The 21174-nt window shown below is 73.3% G+C and carries 22 protein-coding genes; 10 read left to right on the forward strand and 12 right to left on the reverse strand.

Going from position 1 to position 21174, the window contains the following annotated elements:
* Nucleotides 1–3 precede the first annotated feature (3 nt).
* Genes ACILRH_RS14165 through ACILRH_RS14175 form a run of 3 tightly spaced genes read left to right on the forward strand, consistent with a single transcriptional unit; the run spans nt 4 to nt 1437 of the window.
* On the forward strand, nt 4–576 hold the full coding sequence (locus tag ACILRH_RS14165; RefSeq protein ID WP_395694295.1) for a M23 family metallopeptidase: 573 nt from the start codon (nt 4–6) through the stop codon (nt 574–576).
* Complete coding sequence (locus ACILRH_RS14170; RefSeq protein WP_395694297.1) at nt 573–854, forward strand: DUF2087 domain-containing protein; 282 nt, start codon at nt 573–575, stop codon at nt 852–854. The genes ACILRH_RS14165 and ACILRH_RS14170 overlap by 4 nt, the downstream gene beginning before the upstream one ends.
* On the forward strand, nt 847–1437 hold the full coding sequence (locus ACILRH_RS14175) for a pentapeptide repeat-containing protein (protein ID WP_395694298.1): 591 nt from the start codon (nt 847–849) through the stop codon (nt 1435–1437). Before ACILRH_RS14170 ends, ACILRH_RS14175 begins: the two co-directional genes overlap by 8 nt.
* Before the next feature lie 37 nt (nt 1438–1474).
* Here the strand turns inward: ACILRH_RS14175 and ACILRH_RS14180 are convergent, their stop codons facing one another.
* Entirely contained in the window at nt 1475–1924 is a 450-nt protein-coding gene (locus ACILRH_RS14180; RefSeq protein ID WP_395694300.1) for an iron chaperone, read from the reverse strand.
* 10 nt (nt 1925–1934) lie between these two features.
* Nucleotides 1935–2528, reverse strand: a complete 594-nt coding sequence (locus tag ACILRH_RS14185; protein ID WP_395694301.1) for a TetR/AcrR family transcriptional regulator C-terminal domain-containing protein — start codon at nt 2526–2528, stop codon at nt 1935–1937.
* A 139-nt stretch (nt 2529–2667) separates the two neighbouring features.
* On the opposite strand from ACILRH_RS14185, the gene ACILRH_RS14190 reads away from it, so the two are divergent.
* The 3 genes from ACILRH_RS14190 to ACILRH_RS14200 are packed head-to-tail and all read left to right on the forward strand — an operon-like array spanning nt 2668 to nt 4594.
* A complete protein-coding gene (locus ACILRH_RS14190) occupies nt 2668–3276 on the forward strand; it encodes a biotin transporter BioY (protein ID WP_395694303.1) in 609 nt (202 codons plus the stop codon).
* Nucleotides 3277–3296: 20 nt separating this feature from the next.
* Nucleotides 3297–3986, forward strand: a complete 690-nt coding sequence (locus tag ACILRH_RS14195) for an energy-coupling factor ABC transporter ATP-binding protein (RefSeq protein ID WP_395694547.1) — start codon at nt 3297–3299, stop codon at nt 3984–3986.
* Complete coding sequence (locus ACILRH_RS14200; RefSeq protein WP_395694305.1) at nt 3983–4594, forward strand: energy-coupling factor transporter transmembrane component T family protein; 612 nt, start codon at nt 3983–3985, stop codon at nt 4592–4594. Before ACILRH_RS14195 ends, ACILRH_RS14200 begins: the two co-directional genes overlap by 4 nt.
* A gap of 19 nt (nt 4595–4613) precedes the next feature.
* Here ACILRH_RS14200 and ACILRH_RS14205 read toward each other — a convergent pair whose 3' ends face one another.
* From ACILRH_RS14205 to ACILRH_RS14225, 5 genes are all read right to left on the reverse strand, one after another.
* Entirely contained in the window at nt 4614–5015 is a 402-nt protein-coding gene (locus ACILRH_RS14205; RefSeq protein WP_395694307.1) for an MmcQ/YjbR family DNA-binding protein, read from the reverse strand.
* 28 nt (nt 5016–5043) lie between these two features.
* On the reverse strand, nt 5044–5700 hold the full coding sequence (locus ACILRH_RS14210; RefSeq protein WP_395694309.1) for an SDR family oxidoreductase: 657 nt from the start codon (nt 5698–5700) through the stop codon (nt 5044–5046).
* A gap of 374 nt (nt 5701–6074) precedes the next feature.
* Nucleotides 6075–7475, reverse strand: a complete 1401-nt coding sequence (locus ACILRH_RS14215) for an amidase (protein ID WP_395694311.1) — start codon at nt 7473–7475, stop codon at nt 6075–6077.
* A gap of 25 nt (nt 7476–7500) precedes the next feature.
* Entirely contained in the window at nt 7501–8064 is a 564-nt protein-coding gene (locus ACILRH_RS14220) for an NAD(P)H-dependent oxidoreductase (RefSeq protein WP_395694313.1), read from the reverse strand.
* A gap of 102 nt (nt 8065–8166) precedes the next feature.
* Nucleotides 8167–9390, reverse strand: a complete 1224-nt coding sequence (locus ACILRH_RS14225) for an IS110 family transposase (RefSeq protein ID WP_395692498.1) — start codon at nt 9388–9390, stop codon at nt 8167–8169.
* 247 nt (nt 9391–9637) lie between these two features.
* On the opposite strand from ACILRH_RS14225, the gene ACILRH_RS14230 reads away from it, so the two are divergent.
* Nucleotides 9638–10234, forward strand: coding sequence for a TetR/AcrR family transcriptional regulator (locus ACILRH_RS14230; protein ID WP_395694315.1), 597 nt, complete (start codon nt 9638–9640; stop codon nt 10232–10234).
* 27 nt (nt 10235–10261) lie between these two features.
* Here ACILRH_RS14230 and cimA read toward each other — a convergent pair whose 3' ends face one another.
* Entirely contained in the window at nt 10262–11854 is a 1593-nt protein-coding gene (cimA, locus tag ACILRH_RS14235) for a citramalate synthase (RefSeq protein ID WP_395694317.1), read from the reverse strand.
* A 229-nt stretch (nt 11855–12083) separates the two neighbouring features.
* On the opposite strand from cimA, the gene ACILRH_RS14240 reads away from it, so the two are divergent.
* The gene (locus tag ACILRH_RS14240; protein ID WP_395694319.1) at nt 12084–14180 is read left to right on the forward strand and encodes a GH92 family glycosyl hydrolase; all 2097 of its coding nucleotides are present in this window, start codon (nt 12084–12086) and stop codon (nt 14178–14180) included.
* Here ACILRH_RS14240 and ACILRH_RS14245 read toward each other — a convergent pair.
* Nucleotides 14177–15742, reverse strand: coding sequence for a serine/threonine-protein kinase (locus ACILRH_RS14245; RefSeq protein WP_395694321.1), 1566 nt, complete (start codon nt 15740–15742; stop codon nt 14177–14179). The genes ACILRH_RS14240 and ACILRH_RS14245 overlap by 4 nt on opposite strands.
* Before the next feature lie 147 nt (nt 15743–15889).
* Between ACILRH_RS14245 and ACILRH_RS14250 the strand changes: the two genes are divergently transcribed.
* Nucleotides 15890–17569, forward strand: coding sequence for a formate--tetrahydrofolate ligase (locus ACILRH_RS14250; RefSeq protein ID WP_395694322.1), 1680 nt, complete (start codon nt 15890–15892; stop codon nt 17567–17569).
* An 89-nt stretch (nt 17570–17658) separates the two neighbouring features.
* Here ACILRH_RS14250 and ACILRH_RS14255 read toward each other — a convergent pair whose 3' ends face one another.
* From ACILRH_RS14255 to ACILRH_RS14265, 3 genes are all read right to left on the reverse strand, one after another.
* On the reverse strand, nt 17659–18732 hold the full coding sequence (locus tag ACILRH_RS14255; RefSeq protein WP_395694324.1) for a branched-chain amino acid aminotransferase: 1074 nt from the start codon (nt 18730–18732) through the stop codon (nt 17659–17661).
* Nucleotides 18733–18940: 208 nt separating this feature from the next.
* Entirely contained in the window at nt 18941–20023 is a 1083-nt protein-coding gene (locus ACILRH_RS14260) for a 3-isopropylmalate dehydrogenase (protein WP_395694325.1), read from the reverse strand.
* A gap of 11 nt (nt 20024–20034) precedes the next feature.
* Nucleotides 20035–20172 (reverse strand): hypothetical protein, encoded by a 138-nt coding sequence (locus ACILRH_RS14265; protein ID WP_395694326.1) that lies wholly within the window; start codon nt 20170–20172, stop codon nt 20035–20037.
* A 386-nt stretch (nt 20173–20558) separates the two neighbouring features.
* Here ACILRH_RS14265 and ACILRH_RS14270 point away from each other — a divergent pair, with 386 nt between their 5' ends.
* A complete protein-coding gene (locus ACILRH_RS14270; RefSeq protein WP_395694328.1) occupies nt 20559–21125 on the forward strand; it encodes an O-methyltransferase in 567 nt (188 codons plus the stop codon).
* Nucleotides 21126–21174 lie beyond the last annotated feature (49 nt).

Raw genomic sequence — 21174 nt, forward strand, 5'->3', positions numbered from 1 at the left:
GGCATGCGACGTCTCGGCGCGGTCCTGGCGGGTCTCCTCCTCGCGGCGGTCCTGGTCCCGGCCCTCACCGGGCCGGCCCGGGCAGGCGACCCGCGGTGGGTCTTCTACACCCACGACACCACCCGCTACTCGTCCCCGTGGTTCGCCGGCGCGCACCGGATCATGGTGCCCTTCGGCTGCACCCGGGCCCCCTACTACAGCCCCGACCCCCGCTGCGCGCACGGGCACGGCTTCCACCAGGGGATCGACGTCGCGATGCGCTGCGGCACGCCGCTCTACGCGGGCCTGCGGCTGCGGGTCGTGTCGAACGCGACCCTCGGGCCGGCGTACGGCGACAACCCGGTGCTGCTGCGCAGCCGGCGCCACCACCTCGACCTGGTGGTCGGGCACACCCGGCGCGTCTACGTGCAGGAGGGCGAGGTGGTCCCCCGGGGCACCCTGTTCGCCCGGGCCAACGACCGGGGGGCACCCGACGGGTGCCACCTGCACCTGGAGCGCCGTGCTCTCGGCGGTGACCTGTCGACGGCCGTGTCGCCGCGGACGCTGATGCACCTGACGCCGGCGGGGCCGGCATGAGCGGGTCGCGGAGCGACGAACAGGTGCTGCGCGCGTTCTTCGCCGAGGACGGCACGCTGCACACCATCCCCAGCAGGCACGCGAAGCTGCTCGTGGTCCTCGATCGGCTCGCCCAGTCCTTCGAGCCCGGAGCGCGCTACGACGAGTCGGAGGTCAACCTGGTGCTGCGGCGGGTCCATCCCGACTGCGCGGCGCTACGCCGCTACCTGGTCGAGAACGGGTTCCTCAGCCGAGAGGACGGCGTGTACTGGCGCAGCGGCGGGACCGTCGATGTCTGACGTGCGGGAGCTGCGCGACCTGGACTGGTACGGCGAGGAGCTCGGCGCGGCGGCGTACGCGGACGTCACCTTCACCGACGTCGACCTCACCGAGGCGATCACCCGCGGCGCCGTCTTCGAGCGGTGCACCTTCCACACCTGCCGGTTCAACGTGTCGACGCACGTGGCGTCGGCGTTCGTCTCGTGCGACTTCCGGCGGTGCAGCTTCTTCGACGCGATGCTCGACGGCTGCAAGCTCACCGGCTCGACGTTCTCCGAGTGCACGCTGCGGCCGCTGGCCGTGCGCGGCGGGGTGTGGCGCGGCGTCGGCCTGCGCGGCGCCGACCTGTCCGGGCTCGAGCTGGACGGCGTCGACCTGCGCGACGCCGACCTCTCGCTCGCCGACCTGCGGGGCACCTCGCTGCGCGGCAGCGACCTGACCGGCGCGACGCTGCGCGAGGCGGTGCTGGACGGGGCCGACCTGCGCGGCGCCCGGCTCGACGGGGTCGACCTCGCCTCGGCCCGTCTCGACCGCACCGCGCTGGACCTCGACGGCGCCGTGCTGCTCGCCGAGCAGCACGGCGCCGTCGTGGACGTCGGCTGAGGGGCCGCGGATGGGTCGGCGTGGACCCGCAGCGCCCTCAGCCCGCCGCCCGGGCGACCAGCTCCTCGATCCTGGCGGTCTCGTCAGCACCGATCCGCAGCAGGGCGTACTCGGTCGGCCACATGTCGCCGTCGTCGAGGTGGGCCGGGTCGTTGAAGCCGAGGTTGGAGTAGCGGGCACCGAACTTCGAGCCGGGCTTGAAGAAGCACACGACCTTGCCGTCGCGCGCCCACGCGGGCATCCCGTACCAGGTCTTCGGGTCGAGCTGCGGAGCGACCCGGGTGACGATGGCGTGGACCCGCTCGGCCATCACCCGCTCGGCGTCGGGCATCTCCGCGACCTTGGCCAGCAGGGCCTCGAGGTCGTCGGCCTTCCTGGCGCCCTTGCGGCCCTCCGCCTTGAGCTCGGCCGCCCGCTCCTTCATGGCGGCCCGCTCGGCGGCGGTGAATCCGGTGTGCTGGCCGGTCTTGTCGGTCGGTGTCGTCATGCCGACGACGCTAGGCACCGGGTCGGGTCGGACGCTTCTCGATTCCTGATCGATCCTGGGCGCGGAGCCGGATCCCGTCGAGGACCAGGCCGAGCCCGGCGGCGAAGTCGGAGTCCGGCCGGGGGTCGTCCTCGATCGCGCCGGCGCTGCCGGCCTGCAGGTGGGTCTGCTCGTCGGTGGCGTGGCCGAGCACGAAGTGCAGGAGCGTCCGCGCGGCCACGGGCACCAGGTCCGCGTCGAGGCCGGCCGCCGCGAGCGCACCGACCAGGTCGTCGTACGGCGCGGCCGCGCCGAGCCCGAAGGCGGAGGAGGTCGCGACCACCTCGGCCCCGTCGCGGTAGGCGAGCACCGCGTCGCGCAGGTCGCGGCAGGCGAGCGCGACGGCGTCGTCCCAGCGGTCCGGCCGCGAGGTGTGCGGTCCCCGGGCCAGGATCTCGTCGGCGACGGCGGCGAGCAGCAGCTGCTTGGTCGCGAAGTGGTGGTAGAGCGCGCTGGGCTGCACCCCGAGCTCGGCGCCGAGGCGGCGCATGGTGAGGTCGGCCAGGCCGTAGGCGTCCAGGACGCCGAGCGCCCGGTCGACCACGTCCTCGCGGCGGTAACGCACCTCACACCCTCCCTACCCACCGGTCACCGTTGACCCGTGCGGGCCCTGACCCTAACCTGAACGCCGTTCACCTGACCAGCGTTCAGGTGGCTCCTCCCCCTGCATGACCCGAGACCAGCCGCACCCGAAGGAACCGAGCATGGCCATGGCCGAGACCGCCCCCACCCCCAGCCCTGCGACCGACGCCCCGCGCCGGCGCTCGACCTCGACCGACCTGGCCCTGATCGCCGCCTTCGCCGCGCTGATCGCCGCCTGCGCCGTCGTCGGGGGCATCCCGGCCGGTGGCGGCAACGTCGAGATCACCCTGCAGACCTTCGGCGTGCTGCTCGCCGGTTGCGTGCTCGGGATGACCCGCGGCTTCCTCGCCGTCAGCCTCTACCTGCTGCTCGGGGCGATCGGCCTGCCGGTCTTCGCCGGTCACTCGGCCGGGCTCTCGGTGTTCACCGGCGCGTCGGCCGGCTACCTGATCTCGTTCCCGTTCGCCGCGGCGCTGGCGGGCTTCCTGGTCCAGTACGTCTTTCCCGAGCACCGCACCCGCGCCCTGTGGGTCTTCCTCGCCGCGATGGCCGGCACCGTCCTCAACCACGTCTGCGGCGTGGTCGGGATGAAGATCTACTTCGACGTCACCTGGAAGCAGGCGTTCACCTTCGACGCGCCGTTCTGGATCGGCGACATCGTGAAGTCGCTGGTCGTGGCGGTCGTCGCCGCCGAGGTGCACCGGGCGTTCCCGCGCCTGCTCGGCCGCTAGGCCACACTGCTCCTGTGCCCCTGATCGAGCTCGACCACGCGGCGGTCACGGTCCCGGTCACGGGCGGTGAGCACACCATCCTCGAGCCGACGACGCTGTCCCTCACCGAGCAGCGGATCGGGCTGATCGGCGCGAACGGATCGGGCAAGTCGACCCTCGCCCGGCTCGTCAACGGACTGGTCACGCCGACCGCGGGTCGGGTGCTGGTCGACGGGGTCGACGTGGCGCGCGACGGCGCCGCCGTACGCCGACGGGTGGGCTTCTGCTTCACCGACCCGTCGGCCCAGCTGGTGATGCCGACCTGCGTCGAGGACGTCGAGCTGTCCCTGCGGCGCTCGGTCAAGGACGCCAAGGAGCGGCGGCGCCGGGCCCTGGAGGTCCTCGACCGCTACGGCCTGGCCGCCCAGGCGGAGCTGAGCGTGCACAGCCTCTCGGGCGGCCAGCGACAGCTGCTCGCGCTCGCCGGGGTGCTGGCGACCGAGCCGGCGATCCTGGTGGCCGACGAGCCCACCACCCTGCTCGACCTGGCCAACACCCGGCGGGTCGGCGACGTCCTCCTCGGGCTCCCGCAGCAGCTCGTCCTCGTGACGCACGACCTCGACCTGGCCCGCCGCTGCGACCGCGTGCTCGTGGTCGAGCGGGCCCGCGTCCGCTTCGACGGGCCCGCCGAGGAGGCCGTGGCCGACTACCTGGGGACGGTCGCGCCGTGAACCCCGGCTACCTCTTCGGCACCTACCAGCCCGGCCGGTCGCTGCTCCACCGGGCGCCGGTCGGGCTGAAGATCGCCGGCCTGTCGGTCTTCAGCCTGGCAGTGGTCCTGGTCCGCAGCATGCCGGCGGCGTTCGGGTTCCTGGCCGTGGCCGTGCTGGCCGCTCTGGTCGCCCGCATCGACCTGCGGCTCCTCGCGCGCTCGTTGCGCTCCGTGGTGCTCTTCGCCGCGGTGTTCGCCGCGCTGCAGTGGCTGCTCTACGGCCCGGCGAAGGCGACCGAGACGCTCGTCGACCTGGTGACCCTCGCGCTGGCCGCGATCGTGGTCACGACCACCACCCAGGTCAACGACATGCTCGACGCGTTCATCCGCTGGATCACGCCGCTGCGCCGCGTGGGCGTCGACCCGGACCGCGTCGCGCTCACGATCGGCCTGGCCATCCAGTCGCTGCCCGGCACCGTCGCCCTCGCCATCGAGACCCGCGAGGCCGCCCGCGCCCGCGGGCTGCGGCATCCCCGCGCCTACCTGACGCCATTCGTCATCCGCGTCGTCGCCCGCGCCCACGAGACCGGCGACGCGCTCCAGGCCCGCGGGATCGGCGACGACTGACCTCGGCCCGGTTGCTCGACTAGTCGCCGCGCTGCGCGAGCCAGGCTCGGCAGCGGGCCGCGGAGGCACGCGAGAGCCAGGCGTCCTGGACGATCTCGGCCAGCTCCTCGCGGGAGACCTCGCCGAGGCGGCTCGCCCGCACCAGCACCGAGGGGTGGCCGTCGAAGTGGGGCGTGGTGAAGAACGGCGACGCCTCGTCCTGCACGAGCGCCTCCTTGTCCTCCGCCGAGCACCACAGCACGATCACGTCGTCGTAGCGCTCCCCCGTCTCGGGGTCGAACGCGTCGGGTCGCGGGGTGCGGAAGAAGACGAACGACTTCCCCCCGACCTGGTAAACCGGGTTCCGCGCCCGCTCCCCGTGGACCACGGTGACGTGCGGCATCGCCAGCGCGAGCTCGTGCACGTCGTCGACGGTGGCCACGGCGTCACCGTACGCCGGGCACGCCGGGTCAGCCGGCGTACGGCACCTCGCTGCGCCAGGTGCCCTCGTCCTGGGTGGCGGCCGCCCAGACCGCCTCGGCCACCCGGTCGGGGGTGAACGCGCCCTCCCGGGCCAGGGTGCCGCGCACCGTCACCGAGACGGCCCGGATGCCGTCACCGACCAGCGCGGCGTCCAGGCTGTGCACCAGGTTGCGCAGGCCGGCCTTCTGTACGCCGAGCGTCGCGGCCCGGTGCCACGGCTCGTCGGCGGCCATGCTGCCGGTGGCCGTGATGCGGCCGCCCGCGGACATGAACGGCCACGCCGCCTGCACCGCGGTGAGCAGCCCACCGACGCCGAGCGCGACGTCCTCGAGCAGCTCGGGCACGGTCAGCTCCAACAGGTCCCGGTCCCGGAACGCGCTCGGGTTGAAGTGCAGGACGTCGATGCGCCCGGTGTGCTCGCCGAACCGCCGCACCGCCGCGGTCGCCGCCTCGGTGTCGGTCAGGTCCGCGACCGCGTGCCCGACGGTCGCACCGAGCTCGCCCAGCTCACCGGCGAGCGTGAGCAGCTGCTCCTCGTCGATCCCGAGCAGCGCGACGTCGTACCCCTCGCGCGCGAAGCGGCGCGCCACCGATCCGCTCACCCCCGGACCTGCTCCGACGACGACGACCACCGGTCTGCTCATGCAGCCAGCCTAGGCGTGGTGCGGATCTGCGGCGCGGCGCGGCGCCGCGGGCGGGTGGGCCGCGGGCGGCGAGCCGCTGCAGGTTCACCACGGTCTGTCGTCGAACCTGCACCTCCCACGGCGGGCACGCCAGGGGAAGTGCCGGTTCACCTGCATACCGTGATGAAGCTGCGACGGCTGGGGGTCCGGGCCGCCGGGGCGGCGGCGGGCGAGTGGGCGAGGGTCGCCGTCGCCGCAGGTTCACCATGGTCTGTCGTCGAACCTGCACCTCCCACGGCGGGCACGCCAGGGGAAGTGCCGGTTCACCTGCATACCGTGATGAAGCTGCGACGGCTGGGCCGCTGGGGCCCGTGGGCCGACGGTCCGCGCGCGGCTCACCAGCCCGGCGGCCGCCGGTGCGCCCACGGGGCGGCGGCCTCGACCTGGGCGGCGAGGGCGAGCAGCAGCTCCTCCTCGGCGGGACGAGCGGCGAGCATGACGCCGACCGGCAGGCCCTGCGGGGTCCAGTGCAGCGGGAGCGAGACGGCAGGCATGCCGGTCACGTTCCACGCCGAGGTCCACGGGGTGAACGCCTTCTGTGCCTCGAAGTCGCGCTCGGGGTGCTCGTCGTCGCGCATCGCCCCGACCGGCAGGGGCGGGGTCGCGAGCGTCGGCGTGAGCACGACGTCGTACGGCGCGAGCACCTCCAGGGCGCCGGCGGCGTAGCGACGCATCGCTCCGATCGCCAGCCCGAACTCCGGCCCGCTGACCGCGCGCCCGCGGTCGCCGAGCCAGCGGGTGAGGGGGCGGAGCAGGTGCTCCTTCTCCGGGGGTACCACCGACAGCGCGGTCAGCACCGCCCAGCAGGTCTCGAAGGTCGACACGGCCTCGCGCGGCAACGGCACGTCGACGTCCACGACGTCGTGGCCGAGGGACTCCAGCAGGCGGGAGGCGTCCTCCCAGGCCTGCACGCAGTCGGCATCGACCGGGGTGTCGGTGATGACCGGTGTGATGAAGCGAGCGACCCGCAGCCGCCCCGGATCGCGGTCGCAGGCAGCCAGGAACGTCTCGGAGGGAGGTGGCGCCCAGGAGGGATCCCCCACCCGACGACCGGCGAGCGCGTCCAGCATCGCCGCCGCGTCGCGCACGGTCCGGGCGATCGGCCCGGCCGTCGCGAGACCCACCGGGTCCCCGTACATCGGGTGACCGCTGATCCGCCCGCGCGTGGGCTTGAGGCCCACGAGCCCGCAGCAGGACGCCGGGATGCGGATCGAGCCGCCGCCGTCGGAGCCCTGGGCGACGGGCACCAGGCCGGCGGCGACCGCGGCTGCCGCGCCACCGGAGGAGCCACCGGCCGTCCGCGAGCGGTCCCACGGCGTCACCGCGGGCGGGGCGACGTCCGGCTCGGTGTAGCAGGGCGACCCGAACTCCGGCGTGCTCGTCTTGCCGAGGCTGACCATCCCGGCCGCCTCGAGCGAGAGCGTGACGTTGTCGGAGACGTCGGGCACGAAGTCGGCGAAGGCTGCGGACCCGAACGTGGTGCGCACGCCCGCCGTCAGGTTGAGGTCCTTGATCGCGGTCGGGACCCCGAAGAGCGGGGAGCGCTCGGGACCGGGTGCCCCCACCGCGTCGGCGCGGGCCCGGGCGAGCTCGGGGGTGAGCGTGACGAACGCGCCGACCGTGTCCAGCCGGTCGGCGCGTCCGAGGTAGTGCTCGGCGAGCTCGCGGGGCGATACCTCCCGGCGGCGCACCAGCTCGCCCTGCTCCAACGCGGTCAGGTCGTGCAGCTCTGCCATGCGCCGACCGTAGGCGACGCGAGGGTCAGGCCGCGACCGTCGTCACGTCGTGGTCGGCCAGCGTGCGGACCGCGCGAGTGAGGCGCTCCAGCACGTCGGGGTCGGTGAGCACGTCGACCTCGAGGGCCGACTGCGAGACGGTGACGTCCTCGACGACGGTCGCCCCGGCGATCCGCGCGGACCGGGCCGCGTCCTCGTGGGCCCACTTGCCGCCGTACGGCGTGGGGGTGGCGCCGACGACGCCGAACGGCTTGCCGACCAGCGCGCCGGCACCGTAGGGCCGCGAGAGCCAGTCGATCGCGTTGTTGAGCACCGCGGGCATGGTGCCGTTGTACTCCGGGGTCACGGCCAGCACCCGGTCCGCGCCGGCGACGCGCTCGCGCAGCGTGGCCGCGGCGGCCGGGATGTCGCGTGGGTTGTCGATGTCCTCGTTGTAGAACGGGATCTGGCCCAGCCCGTCGACGATCTCGACGGTGACGCCCTCGGGGGCCCGCTGGGCGAGCAGCTCGGCGAGCCGGCGGTTGACGGAGTCGGAGCGCAGGCTGCCGACCAGGACGGCGATGCTCGTGGTGGGGGTGTTGTCGGTCATGCGAGGCAAAACGGACTATGGTCCGTTTTCATTCCGGCCCCGGTCCAGAACATGCGAGCGCTGCATCACGCGCCGCCCTAGATATCCCAGGGGTGCAGGGCGTCAAGCGGCTGCGGGTTGGCGGTGTGCCCAGGCGGTGGTCTCGTCGTAGGTCGTCTGGTTGCGTAGGCAGCCGTCGAGGATGCCGACGAGGCGGTTGGACAGGGCGCGGAGTGCTTGGTGGTGGGTGGCGCCGCGGGCTCGGTGATGGTCGTAGAAGGCCCGTGCGCCAGGTGAGGCGCTGAGGGCGGAGAAGGCCTGCTGGTGCAGCGCGTCGGCCAGTCGTTTGTTACGGGCGTAGCGGGCGAGGACGACCTTGCTTTTGCCCGAGGTCTTGGTGATGGGGCTGGTCCCGGCGTAGTTGCGGCGGGCCTTGGCGTCGGCGTAGCGGTCCTTGTCGTCACCGAACTCGGCAAGCACCCGGGCACCGAGGACCACACCGAGGCCGGGCTGGCTGGTGATGATCTCAGCGTCCGGGTGCTGGCCAAAACACCGCTCCACCTCGCCCTCGAGGGCAGCCGCCTGGGCGACCATCGTGGTCAGTACCGCCACCAGCGAGGTCACGCTGACGCCGTAGGCCTCGGTGAGCGCGTCGGACAGCCCGAGGTGCTCGGCGCGCAGGGCGGTGGAGATCTCCTGGGCCCGGGCCTGCAGGTTGCGCTGTCTTCCGGCCTTGCGCAGCACACTGACCAGCCGTGCCGTGGAGAGTGCCCGCCCAGCGGCCGGTGTCGCAGCGACCGCGAGCACGGCGAGCGCGTCGCGGCTGGCCAGGTCCTCGCCGAACGCCTCGAGGGCGGCGGGGTAGAACTCTCGCAGCATCGAGCGCAGCTGGTTGGCCTGCCGCTGCCGGGTCCAGATCATCGTCTGGTGGGTGCGGGCCACGGTCTTGACGACCTCGGCCTGCTCGCTGTCCCCGGCGATGACCCGGTGGTGCTCACGGTCCAGGCGGACGATCTGGGCCAGCACGTGCGCGTCACCGGGGTCGCTCTTGGCGCCGGAGGTGGTGAGCCGTTCGCGGTAGCGGGAGGCCTGTTTCGGGTTGATCGCATAGACCGTGTAGCCGGCCGCGACCAGCGCGTGGACCCAGCCGCCGCGGTCGGTCTCGATCCCCACCAGGACCGACTCCGGCTCATCGTGGTCGGCGAGGTGATCGGCGATCAGCGCATGGAGCTGGCCCAGCCCGGTCACCCCCTCGGGCAGCCGACACCGTTTCAGCACCCGGCCACGCTCGTCTTGGAGCTCGATGTCGTGATGGGACTCGGCCCAGTCATCACCCAGGAACAGCACCCGATCTCTCCTCAGTCGCGAACGGATCGTCCAGAAGAGGCTCGCAGGCGACCTAATGGTTCAGTGCTCACCGCACACAGCGGGGCTCGTCATCCCAGCAGCCATCAACGCCTCCTCGTCACCGGCGGGGGCACGATCTAGAGCTAGACCTCCCGGGCCTGGGTGGAACAGTGCTCACCCACCGGCGGACTCGGACACCACTCTGGCCGAAACCCGACCGGTGCAGCCCCATTAGGGTGACCTCCTGATGTCCGAGCCACACCCACTGCCGCTGCTCGGCGCTCCCCCCGCGGAGCGTCGCGACGCCGCGCGCAACCGGGAGCGGCTCCTGGCGGCGGCCCAGGAGCTGGTCGACCGGTGCGGCACCCGCGGCGTGACGATGGACGCGGTGGCCGCCGCGGCCGGCGTCGGCAAGGGCACGGTGTTCCGGCGTTTCGAGTCGCGCGAGGGCCTGATGGCCGCTCTGCTCGACCACTCCGAGACCGAGTGGCAGGCCTCGGTGATGGCCGGGCCGCCTCCGCTCGGGCCCGGCGCCGACCCCTGGGACCGGCTGATGGCCTTCGGCCGGTCCCGGCTGGAGACCACGCTGCGGCACGCCGAGCTGATCCGGGCGGCCGGGTGGGCCGGCGGCCGGTCGTACGCGGCCTACTCGTTCGCCGCGATGCACGTGCGCTACCTGCTCGGCGAGCTCGGCGTTACCGGCGACCTCCAGATGCTGGCCGTCGCCCTGCTCGCGCCGTTCGAGGGGCCGATCCTCGACCAGCAGGTGACGATCGAGGGCTTCCCCGTCGACCGCGTGTACGACGGGTGGGTCGACCTGGCCCGGCGGATCACGCGCCGCTGAGCCGGTCGGCCCGGGAGCGCCGGCGGGTCAGAGCCCGTGCCGGTGCAGGCCGAAGGTCATCCCGTCGACGAGCGCGCCCCAGGATGCCTCGATGACGTTGGCACCCACGCCGACCGTGACCCACGACGACTCCCCGTCGGTGGTCTCGATGAGCACCCGGGTGATCGCGTCGGTGCCGTGCCCCTGGTCGAGGATGCGCACCTTGTAGTCGATCAGCTGGAACTTCGCCACCTCGGGGTACGCGCGCTCGATCGCGAGCCGCAGCGCGTGGTCCAGGGCGTTGACCGGCCCGTTGCCCTCGCCGGTCACCACGTGGCGGACGCCGGCGGCCGTGAGCTTCACGGTCGCCTCGGAGACCGCCTCCTCGCCAGCGGTGCGGCCGCCCGGGGTCTCGGTGATCACCCGCCAGGACTCGACCTCGAAGTAGGTCGGCCGGACCCCCTCGACCTCCTCGATGAGGAGCAGCTCGAAGGACGCGTCGGCCGCCTCGAAGGTGTGCCCGCGGCTCTCGAGCACCTTGACCCGGTCGGTGATCCGGGTGACCAGGTCGCGGTCGCCGGACAGGTCGAACCCGAGCTCGCGGCCCTTCAGCTCGATCGACGCGCGGCCGGCCATGTCGGAGACCAGCAGCCGCATGTCGTTGCCGACGCCGGCCGGGTCCATGTGCTGGTAGAGATCGGGGTCGACCTTGATGGCGCTGGCGTGCAGGCCGGCCTTGTGGGTGAACGCCGACGCGCCGACGTAGGGCTGGCGCGACGACGGCGGGACGTTGGTGACCTCGGCGACCGCGTGCGCGATCCGGGTCGCTTCGCCGAGCAGCCCCGGCGGCAGCACCTGGCGATCCAGCTTGAGCTGCAGGTTGGCGACGACCGAGACGAGGTCGGCGTTGCCGGTGCGCTCGCCGTAGCCGTTGATGGTGCCCTGCACGTGGGTCGCGCCGGCGTCCACGGCCGCCAGCGTGTTCGCCACCGCGCAGCCGGTGTCGTTGTGGCAGTGGATCCCGACCCGCACCTGGGCGGCCTCCCGCACGTCGTGGACGACGTCGGCGACCCAGCCGGGCAGCATCCCGCCGTTGGTGTCGCAGAGCGCGACCACCTCGGCGCCGGCGTCGTACGCCGTGCGCAGCACCTCCAGGGCGTAGTCCCGGTTGGCGCGGTAGCCGTCGAAGAAGTGCTCCGCGTCCAGGAACACCGTCTGCCCCTCGGCGCGCAAGTGGCTGACGGTGTCGCGGACCATCGCCAGGTTCTCCTCCAGCGTGGTCCGCAGGGCCAGCTCGACGTGCCGGTCGTGCGACTTGGCGACCAGGGTCACCACGCTCGCCCCGCTGTCACGCAGCGCCGCGACCAGCGGGTCGTCGGCCGCCCGGACGCCGGCCCGGCGGGTCGCCCCGAACGCCGCCAGCCGCGCGTGCCGGAGGTCGAGCTCGTCCACGGCCCGCCGGAAGAACTCGGTGTCCTTGGGGTTCGCCCCGGGCCAGCCACCCTCGATGTAGCCCACGCCGAGCCCGTCCAGCTGCCGCGCGATCGCCAGCTTGTCGGCCACCGACAGGCTCAGGCCCTCCTGCTGGGCCCCGTCACGCAGGGTCGTGTCGTAGACGTGGAACGCGCCGTGCAGGTCCATCGGGTTCTCTCTCACAGGTGCTGGTCGGGGCTGGTCGGCGAAGCTGGTCGGGGCACAAAAAAACCTCTCGGTGGACGAGAGGTCGGCGCGTCGGGATCCCGGTGCGGGAGCGGCGACGCGCTAGGGAATGACGATCTGCTGGTGGAGCACGGACCCATCTTGCCACCGGCCCGACCGCACCGCGACGGATCTCGGGATCTGGGACCTGCGCACGTCCTACGGTGGTCGGGTGGGGAGAGCGACCGAGGACGTCGACCCGTTCGTCGGGACGGGCGGTCCGCCCCCCTGGCGCGACGGCGCGACGACGCCGGCGGCCACGGTCCCCTTCGGCATGGTCCAGCTCGGCCCGGACACGACCGACGACGAGACCGGGCGGCGGCGATCGGTGAACCCGTCGGGGTACGCCGCCACCGACCGCTTCCTCCGGGGCTTCTCCCCGACCCACCTGTCCGGGGCCGGCGGGCACGCCTTCGGTGACGCCCCGCTGCTTCCGGTCTGCGGCGCCCTCCCGGCCGACCCCGGCACGGCGACGGCCGTGATCGACCGGTCCACCGAGCGCGCCCGGCCGGGCCGCTACGGCGTCACCCTCCGCGACGGGATCGCGGTGGACCTCGCCGCCACGACGCGGGCAGGGCTGCTGCGGCTGTCCTACCCCGACCGCCACGACGCGTTCGTGCTGGTCCGGTCGCCCGGCGGAGCCACCGTCAGCTCCGACCACGAGCTCACGGTGCGGGCGCATGGCGGCGGCTTCTGCGGCAGCCCGACCGACTACGTCGTGCACGTCGTCTACCGCTTCGACCGCCCGTTCACCACCCACGGCAGCTGGCCGGGTGGGGCCTGGGTGGGCTTCGGACCCGAGCCGTTGGTGCACGCCCAGGTCGCCGTCTCGTACGTCGACGCCGCCGGCGCCCGCGCCAACCTCGACCGCGAGCGTCCCGGCTGGTCGGTGCCGCTGCTGGCCGAGCGTGCCGACGCGGCCTGGGAGACGGAGCTGGGCCGGATCGAGGTCGACGGCTCGGACGCGACCGCGCGCCGGGTCTTCCGGACCGCCCTCTACCACGTGCTCGTGGCGCCGACCCCCGTCAGCGACGTCGACGGCCGCTACCCGGGCTTCGACGGCCGGGTCCACCGGCTGCCCGACGGCGAGCTGCAGCTGAGCTCGGTCTCGGGGTGGGACGTCTACCGCACCGAGGTGCCGCTCCTCGCGCTGCTGCGTCCCGACGTCGCCTCCCAGGTCGTGCGGTCGCTGCACCGCGACGCCGTCGAGGGTGGCTGGTTGCCGCGCTGGCCGCTCGTCGCCGCGGAGACCGGGATCATGAACGGTGACTCCGCCGCCCCGGTCGCGGCCGCGGCGTGGGCGTTCGGCGCCCGCGCCTTCCCGCTCGACGCGGTCGTGGACCGGCTGGTCGAGCAGGGTGACCGGCCGGACGGCCCGCGCGAGGGGCTGGCGGACTACCTGTCCCGCGGGTGGGTGCCGGTGCCGGACGTCCGCTTCGGTGCGTCGACGACGCTGGAGTACGCGACCGATGACTTCGCGATCTCCTGCCTGGCCCGCGCGGCCGGACGGACCGACGTGGCGGCGCGCTACCTGCGGCGCAGCGGCTCCTGGCGCTCGCTGCTGGACCCCGCACGCTCCCTCCTCCAACCGCGGGACAGCACCGGGGCCTTCCCGCCGCCCGAGGCCGACGCGCTCGCCTGCGGCGCGGGCTTCGAGGAGGGCAACGCCCTGCAGTACACGTTCGGTGGCGTCCCCCAGGACGTGGCCGGGCTGTTGGCCGCGCTCGGACCGCCGCAGCGGGTCCGTGCCCGGCTCGACGCGTTCTTCACCGAGCTCGACGCCGGCGGCGAGCCGCACGCCTGGCTGGGCAACGAGCCGTCGTTCCTCTCACCCTTCGTCTACCACTGGCTCGGCGACCCGGCCCGCACCCAGGACGTCGTCGCTCGCGCCCGCGCCGAGCTGTGGTCGCTCGCACCGACCGGCATCCCCGGCAACGACGACCTGGGCGCGATGTCCGCCTGGTTCGTCTGGACCGCCCTGGGCCTCTACCCCCTGACACCCGGCACCGGGGCCGTCGCGGTCGGGGTGCCCGCCTTCGACGGGGTCGTGGTCCGACCGCGCGGCGGCTCCCCGCTGCGCGTCTCGCGCGCCGGGTCGGGACGGCACGTGGCGGCGCTGCGGGTGGACGGCGCCGACCGCGGCGCCTCCTGGCTCGACCTGGACCCCGACCGGCGGCCGCGCGAGATCGCCGTCGCGACCACCGACGCGACGACGTCCTGGGGCACCCGGCCGGAGGACCGGCCGCCGTCGTACCCGCCGCCTGGCTAGCCCGGCCAGGAGGGGAGGTCGGGCGCCGTCGGCCGGCCTCCGGCGGGCGCCCAGTCCACGCCGGAGCCGGCGAGCAGGCCCAACAGCGCGGCGACGACGAGCACGACCAGCATCGCCACCGCCCAGCGGCGGACCGACGCCGAGAGCGGGTCGACCACCCGGGAGACCGGTCCCCGCACGCGCGAGCCGCCGGGCCCGAGCCACAGCGAGGCGGCCATCACCGCTCCGCACACGAACAGCGCCAGCTCCAGGCCGGTCGAGACGGCGTAGCAGACCAGCCCGGCCGCGACCGCGATCCCGAGGCTCCACAGCGCGAGCAGCGCCGTGCTGGGGATCGACTGCACGAGGTGCCACGGCGTGGCGACGAGCAGCTGCATCCCGTCGTACCACTTGCGCCCGCGGTACTCCCGGCGCTGGTCCCGCGCCGACCCGGCCAGCGAGCTGCTGCGGAGCACCCACACGAGGGCGAGCAGGAGTGCGGACGCGAGCCACGGGTACGCCGCGACGCCGGCGCCGGCGGCGACCGCGACGGCCACCAGGAGCGCGCCGCGACGGAACCGCTCGGCGGCCGACGCACGCGGCGGCTCCGGTGCGTACGACGTGTAGGCCAGCGTGTGCGGCTCCTGCACGTCGTGGCCGGGCCAGACGTCGGTCTCGTCGTCGGCGCCGGCCTGCGAGGCCAGCGCGAGCGGCACGGTGTAGGGGTCGTGGGGCGGTGCGGCCGGGGGCGGGGAGGGCCGCTCGCCACGGCGGGTGGTCATCGGCCGCAGCCAGGCCAGCAGCTGGTCCAGGGTCGGCCGGTTGCGCGGCTCGGGGTCGAGCGCGGCGGCGACGACCTGGCGCAGGTCGACGGGCAGCCCGTCGAGGTCGAACTGGCCGCGCCGGACGCGGTCCATGATCGCCATCGCCGGGCCCCGTCCGAACGGCGGGTGGCCCGTGCCGGCGTAGGCGACCGTGGCCGCCCAGGAGTGCACGTCGGAGGCGGCGGTCGCGTCCTCGCCGTACAGGATCTCCGGCGCGAGGTAGCCCGGCGTGCCGAGCAGCCAGCCGGTGTGGGTGAGCTTGGGGTCGTCGGCCACCCGGGCCAGGCCGAAGTCGATGAGGATCGGCGTGCGGCCCTCCATGAGCACGTTGGACGGCTTCACGTCGCGGTGCAGCACACCGACGGAGTGGACCGACGCGATGCCCTCGGCCAGGCAGCCGGCCAGCCAGTAGAGGTCGGTGCCCTGCACCGGGCCCTCCTCGACGACCAGGTCGTGCAGGGAGAGGCCGGGCACGTAGCGGGTCGCGACGTACGGGATCTCCGCCCAGGGGTCGGCGTCGACGATCTCGGCGACCCACTGGCTGCGGATCCGGCGCAGCGAGCCGACCTCGCGCTCCAGGCGTCGCCGCGCCTCCTGGTCGCCCACGATGTGCGGCCGCAGCACCTTGAGCGCGACCCGCGGGCCGGCCGGCCCCCGACGGGCCAGGTGGACGACGCCCATGCCACCCTCGCCGAGGCGGGTCAGCAGGGTGTAGCCGCCGACCGTGGGCTGCTCGGCGGCCGACTGGGATGTCGTCACCGCTCGAGGCTACCCGCGGCGGGCGCGCCACCCCGGCAGCCGGGTCCGGTCGAGTCGGGATCGTGACGTGAGCAGGTGAGGTGCGGCCGGGCAGGTCGGGACTTCTGGCCGTCGTCCCCGTCCGGACCACCGGGCTAGCCTCCCAGCGTGTTGTCCGACATCGAGATCGCGACGGCCGCACCGGTGCGGCCGATCAGGGACGTGGCGGCCGAGACCCTCGGCATCGAGGAGCGGCACCTGGTGCCCTACGGCCACGACAAGGCGAAGGTCGACCTGGCCTACCTGGCCTCGCTCGCCGACCGCCCGCCCGGCCGGCTCGTCCTGGTCACCGCCATGTCGCCGACGCCGGCCGGCGAGGGCAAGACGACCACCCTGATCGGGCTGACCGACGCCCTGCACGGGCTCGGTCACCGCGCGGTCGCCTGTCTGCGCGAGCCCTCGATGGGTCCGGTGTTCGGGATGAAGGGCGGCGCCGCCGGCGGCGGCTACAGCCAGGTGGTGCCGATGACCGACATCAACCTGCACTTCACCGGCGACTTCGCGGCCCTCGCCGCTGCGAACAACCTGCTGGCGGCCCTGGTCGACAACCACGTGCACCACGGCAACGAGCTCGACATCGACGTGCGCACGGTGACGTGGAAGCGGGTGCTCGACACCAACGACCGGGCGCTGCGCGAGGTCGTCGTCGGGCTCGGCGGCAAGATCAACGGCTTCCCGCGCGAGGACGGCTTCGACATCGTGGTGGCCTCGGAGCTGATGGCGATCTTCTGCCTCACCGAGTCGTGGGCCGACCTCAAGCGACGGCTCGCGGCGATCGTGGTCGGCTACTCCCGCGCGGGCACGCCCGTGACCGCCGGCGACCTCGGCGCCGCCGGGGCGATGGCGGTGCTGCTGCGCGACGCGCTCTCGCCCAACCTCGTCCAGACCCTGGAGGGCGCGCCGGCGTTCGTGCACGGCGGGCCCTTCGCCAACATCGCGCACGGCTGCAGCTCGGTGCTGGCCACCCGGTCGGCACTCCGGCTGGCCGACGTCGTCGTCACCGAGGCGGGGTTCGGCGCCGACCTCGGCGCCGAGAAGTTCGTCGACATCAAGTGCCGCCTGTCCGGGCTGCGGCCCGACGTGGCCGTGGTCGTGGCGACGGTGCGGGCGCTGAAGTACCACGGTGGCGTGGCGGTTCCCGACCTCGGCCGCGAGGACCTGCCCGCGGTCGAGGCGGGGATGGCGAACCTGCGGCGGCACCTCCACAACGTGCAGGAGGTGTGGGGCATCCCCTGCGTCGTCGCCGTGAACCGCTTCCCGGGGGACACCGACGCCGAGGTCGCCCTCGTGCTCGAGCTGGTCGCGTCGGCCGGGGCGACCGCGTTCCCGGCCACACACTTCACCGACGGCGGCGTCGGCGCGCAGGACCTGGCGAAGGGCGTGCTGCACGCGCTGGACGACCCGGCTGCGACGTCGTTCTCGCTCACCTACCCCGACGACCTGGCCCTGGCCGACAAGGTGGAGGCCGTCGCGACCCGGGTGCACGGGGCCGGCTCGGTGAGCTGGGACCCCAAGGCGCGCAAGCAGCTGGACCGCATCGAGAAGGACGGCTACCACGACCTGCCGGTCTGCATCGCCAAGACGCAGTACTCCTTCTCCACCGACCCCCGGCAGCTCGGTGCACCGACCGGGCACGAGCTGCGGGTCCGCGAGGTCCGGCTGGCGGCCGGGGCGGGGTTCGTCGTCGTGATCTGCGGCGACATGATGACCATGCCCGGCCTGCCCCGCTCCCCCGCGGCGCTGCGGATCGACCTCGCCGACGACGGGACGATCCTCAACCTCTCCTGACCGGTCGAGTTGAGGGTTTGCGCCCGTCGAGTTGAGGGTCGCGACCGCTTGAGTCGAGGGTCGTGACCGACAGCGGCGGCGATCCGGCGTCAGACGATGCGGTGCAGCCAGCCGAAGGTGTCCTCGGCGCGGCCGTACTGGATGTCCACCAGCGCCTGGCGGATCCGCATCGTGAGGTCGGTGCTCGCGGGCGCCGGAGCGGCGCCGCCCGCCCACTTGAGCTCGCCGACCGGCGTCACGACCGCGGCGGTGCCGCAGGCGAAGATCTCGGTGATCCGGCCGCTCGTCACGCCCTCGCGCCACTCGTCGATCGAGAACCTGCGCTCCTCGACCTGGTGGCCGAGCTTGCCGGCCAGCTCGATGATGCTCGAGCGGGTGATGCCCTCGAGGATGGTGCCGGTCGCGGGGGTGACGATCGTGCCGTCGTCGTGCACGAAGTACATGTTCATGCCGCCGAGCTCCTCGACGTACCGGCCCTCCTGGCCGTCGAGGAAGACCACCTGGTCGCAGCCCTGCGCGATCGCCTCCTGCTGCGCGACCAGCGAGGAGGCGTAGTTGCCGCCGGTCTTGGCGGCGCCCATCCCGCCGCGGCCGGCGCGGGTGTACTCCTCGGTCAGCCACAGCGTGACCGGCTTGACCCCGCCCTTGAAGTAGGAGCCGGCGGGACTGGTGATCACCATGAAGGTCACGTGCTGGCTGGGCCGCACGCCGAGGAACTTCTCCGTGGCGATCATGAACGGGCGGATGTAGAGGCTCTTCTCCCCCGCCGGGTCGGGCACCCAACGCTGGTCGACCTCGACGAGCGCGTCGACGGCCTGCAGGAAGTCCTCGACCTCGAGCACGGGCAGCGCGAGCCGGTGGCTCGAGCGCACCATCCGGGCGGCGTTCTCCTCCGGGCGGAACGACCAGATCGACCCGTCGGCGTGCCGGTAGGCCTTCATGCCCTCGAAGGTCTCCTGCGCGTAGTGCAGCACCGCCGTCGCCGGGTCCAGCGTCAGCGGCCCGTACGGCTCGATCCGCGCGCCGTGCCACCCCTCGTCGGGCGTCCACTCGACGGTGAACATGTGGTCGGCGAAGTGCAGGCCGAACCCGGGGTTGGCGAGGATCTCGGCGAGGCGCTCGTCAGAGACCGGAGCGCTCGAGCGGGTGGTGCTGATCTCCATGGGTGGCAACTTAGTCGACCTTCCAACGATTGTGGGTCCGAGCACGAGGAGAGCGTCGGCGCGACCTCGTCAGGGGATGCGTGCAGGACACGCCGTCGGTCGCCGGCGTGCGTGCACGCATCCCCTGACGACCCTCCCGATGGCCCGGCGTGTCTGCACGTTTCCCCGGTCGGCCGGGGAAACGTGCACGGTCACGCCGCCGCGCGGGTCAGCCCGCTACGCGGGCGGCGATGGCGTCGCCGACCTCGCTGGTACGCCGGGTGGCGCCGGCGGAGCGGGCGGCGATGTCCTCGATGACGCCCGTCTCCACGACGGCGGCCGCGTCGGGGTGCCCGAGGTGGTCGAGCAGCAGCGACACCGACAAGATGGCAGCGGTGGGGTCGGCCTTCTGCTGGCCCGCGATGTCGGGCGCCGAGCCGTGCACCGGCTCGAACATGGAGGGGGCCGTCCGGTCGGGGTTGACGTTGCCGGAGGCCGCCAGGCCGATGCCGCCGGTGATCGCGGCGGCGAGGTCGGTGATGATGTCGCCGAAGAGGTTGTCGGTGACGATCACGTCGAAGCGCGCGGGGTCGGTGGTCATGAAGATCATCGCCGCGTCGATGTGCATGTAGTCGGTCGTGACCTCGGGGTACTCCTCGGCGACCGAGGAGAAGATCCGCCACCACACCGAGCCGGCGTTGACCAGCACGTTGGTCTTGTGGACCAGGGTCAGCTTCTTGCGCGGCCGGCGCTGGGCCCGGGCGAACGCGTCGCGGACGACCCGCTCGACACCGAACGCGGTGTTGACCGAGACCTCGGTGGCGACCTCGTGCGGCGTACCGACGCGCAGCGCACCCCCGTTGCCGGTATACGGGCCCTCGGTGCCCTCGCGGACCACCACGAAGTCGACCTCGCCCGGGTCGGCGAGCGGCGACGGCACGCCCGGGAAGATCCGCGAGGGCCGCAGGTTGACGTAGTGGTCGAGCTCGAAGCGCAGGCGCAGCAGCAGGCCGCGCTCGAGGATGCCGGGCGGCAGGTTCGGAACGTTGGGCTTGCCACCGACGGCGCCGAGGAGGATCGCGTCGTGCTCGCGGATCTCGTCGAGCACGGAGTCGGGCAGCACCTCGCCGGTCGCGAGGTAGCGCTCGGCGCCGAGGTCGTAGCGGGTCTGCTCGAACTTCACCCCGGCCGGGGAGGCGACCTCGAGCACCTTGAGCGCCTCCGCGGTCACCTCCTGACCGATCCCGTCGCCGGGGATGACGGCGAGCTTGAGGGTGCCGGTCTGTGCTGTGCCGATCTCGGGGGACGTCATGGACGCTGAGGCTAGTTGTCGTCGGGGCGCTGGCCCCCGTTGTCCCGCAGGTCGAGCGAGGCCTGCAGTGCCGCCTGGACGTTCTCGTGGCTGCGCGGGTTGTCGGGGTGGTGGCTCGCCGGACCCCAGTCGGGGTACATGTCGTACATCGGATCTGCTCTCTCTCGTGTGCTGGTTCCCAGTGGTGTCGGTGCGGTCCCGGTACACCTGGAACGAAGACGACCAGCCACGAGGGAGCGGTCGGCTCGTGGATCGCACGAGCGAGGGAGAGTCCATGCAGGATGCGGATCGCGCCTGTGCTGCTTGGCGCTCGATCGCCGCGGGAACGTCTTCGATCCAGATGTATCGAGAGACCGTCAACGCCGAACACCGCGGCGAGGTGGCCTCTCTGTCAGGCCTCGCCGCGGCAGTCGATGAGTACGAAGACGCTCCGCATGGTGAGGACACCGTACGAGACCGGCCGCCTCACCACCACGGGATTCCACAACCTGTCCGTCATGCGAGACACCTGGTCCGAAATGGAAGACTCGCAGCCATGAGTGCTCCCCCCGACCTGCCCGACGTCGTCGCCCGCGCGTTCGACGTGTCCCGCAAGGCCGGGTACGTCTCGTTCTGCCGCAACGAGACCGGCCGCCTCCTGGCCACGCTGGCCGCCACCCGAGCCGGCACGATGGCGGAGTTCGGCACCGGCTGCGGCGTCGGTACGGCGTGGCTGCGCTCGGGCGTGCGGGGCGACGCCCGCATCCTGACCGCCGAGCTCGACGAGCGCCTCGCCGACGCGGCTGCCGAGATCTTCGTCGACGACCCCCAGGTCGAGGTGCTCTCGGCGGACTGGTCGACGCTGCTCGACAAGGGCCCGTTCTCGCTGCTGTTCCTGGACTCCGGCGAGCCCACCGAGGTCGGCGTGGACTCGGTCGCCGACCTGGTCGAGGAGGGCGGCATCGTCGTCCTCGACGACTTCACGCCCTGCGAGATGTGGCCGCCCATCGCCTACGGTCGCGTGGACACCCTGCGCGAGCAGTGGCTGACCGACGACCGCTTCACCGCGGTCGAGGTGATGGTCGCCCCCGACGCCTCCACGATCGTCGCCACCCGGAGATAGGGCCGACCTGCCTGCGACAGCTGCCGGGCGGCGCAGCCGTCAGGAGGGG

Origin of the sequence: Nocardioides sp. (assembly GCF_044226765.1) — a bacterium.
Taxonomy (GTDB): Bacteria; Actinomycetota; Actinomycetes; order Propionibacteriales; family Nocardioidaceae; genus Nocardioides.

What these genes read in the sequence shown, in the direction of transcription:
- ACILRH_RS14210 (WP_395694309.1), bottom strand. Translation starts at nt 5,700, where the DNA reads ATGAGCAGACCGGTGGTCGTCGTCGTCGGAGCAGGTCCGGGGGTGAGC.
- cimA (WP_395694317.1), bottom strand. Translation starts at nt 11,854, where the DNA reads ATGGACCTGCACGGCGCGTTCCACGTCTACGACACGACCCTGCGTGAC.
- ACILRH_RS14220 (WP_395694313.1), bottom strand. Translation starts at nt 8,064, where the DNA reads ATGACCGACAACACCCCCACCACGAGCATCGCCGTCCTGGTCGGCAGC.
- ACILRH_RS14175 (WP_395694298.1), top strand. Translation starts at nt 847, where the DNA reads ATGTCTGACGTGCGGGAGCTGCGCGACCTGGACTGGTACGGCGAGGAG.
- ACILRH_RS14170 (WP_395694297.1), top strand. Translation starts at nt 573, where the DNA reads ATGAGCGGGTCGCGGAGCGACGAACAGGTGCTGCGCGCGTTCTTCGCC.
- ACILRH_RS14165 (WP_395694295.1), top strand. Translation starts at nt 4, where the DNA reads ATGCGACGTCTCGGCGCGGTCCTGGCGGGTCTCCTCCTCGCGGCGGTC.
- ACILRH_RS14270 (WP_395694328.1), top strand. Translation starts at nt 20,559, where the DNA reads ATGAGTGCTCCCCCCGACCTGCCCGACGTCGTCGCCCGCGCGTTCGAC.
- ACILRH_RS14260 (WP_395694325.1), bottom strand. Translation starts at nt 20,023, where the DNA reads ATGACGTCCCCCGAGATCGGCACAGCACAGACCGGCACCCTCAAGCTC.
- ACILRH_RS14180 (WP_395694300.1), bottom strand. Translation starts at nt 1,924, where the DNA reads ATGACGACACCGACCGACAAGACCGGCCAGCACACCGGATTCACCGCC.
- ACILRH_RS14265 (WP_395694326.1), bottom strand. Translation starts at nt 20,172, where the DNA reads ATGTACGACATGTACCCCGACTGGGGTCCGGCGAGCCACCACCCCGAC.
- ACILRH_RS14190 (WP_395694303.1), top strand. Translation starts at nt 2,668, where the DNA reads ATGGCCATGGCCGAGACCGCCCCCACCCCCAGCCCTGCGACCGACGCC.
- ACILRH_RS14215 (WP_395694311.1), bottom strand. Translation starts at nt 7,475, where the DNA reads ATGGCAGAGCTGCACGACCTGACCGCGTTGGAGCAGGGCGAGCTGGTG.
- ACILRH_RS14230 (WP_395694315.1), top strand. Translation starts at nt 9,638, where the DNA reads ATGTCCGAGCCACACCCACTGCCGCTGCTCGGCGCTCCCCCCGCGGAG.
- ACILRH_RS14255 (WP_395694324.1), bottom strand. Translation starts at nt 18,732, where the DNA reads ATGGAGATCAGCACCACCCGCTCGAGCGCTCCGGTCTCTGACGAGCGC.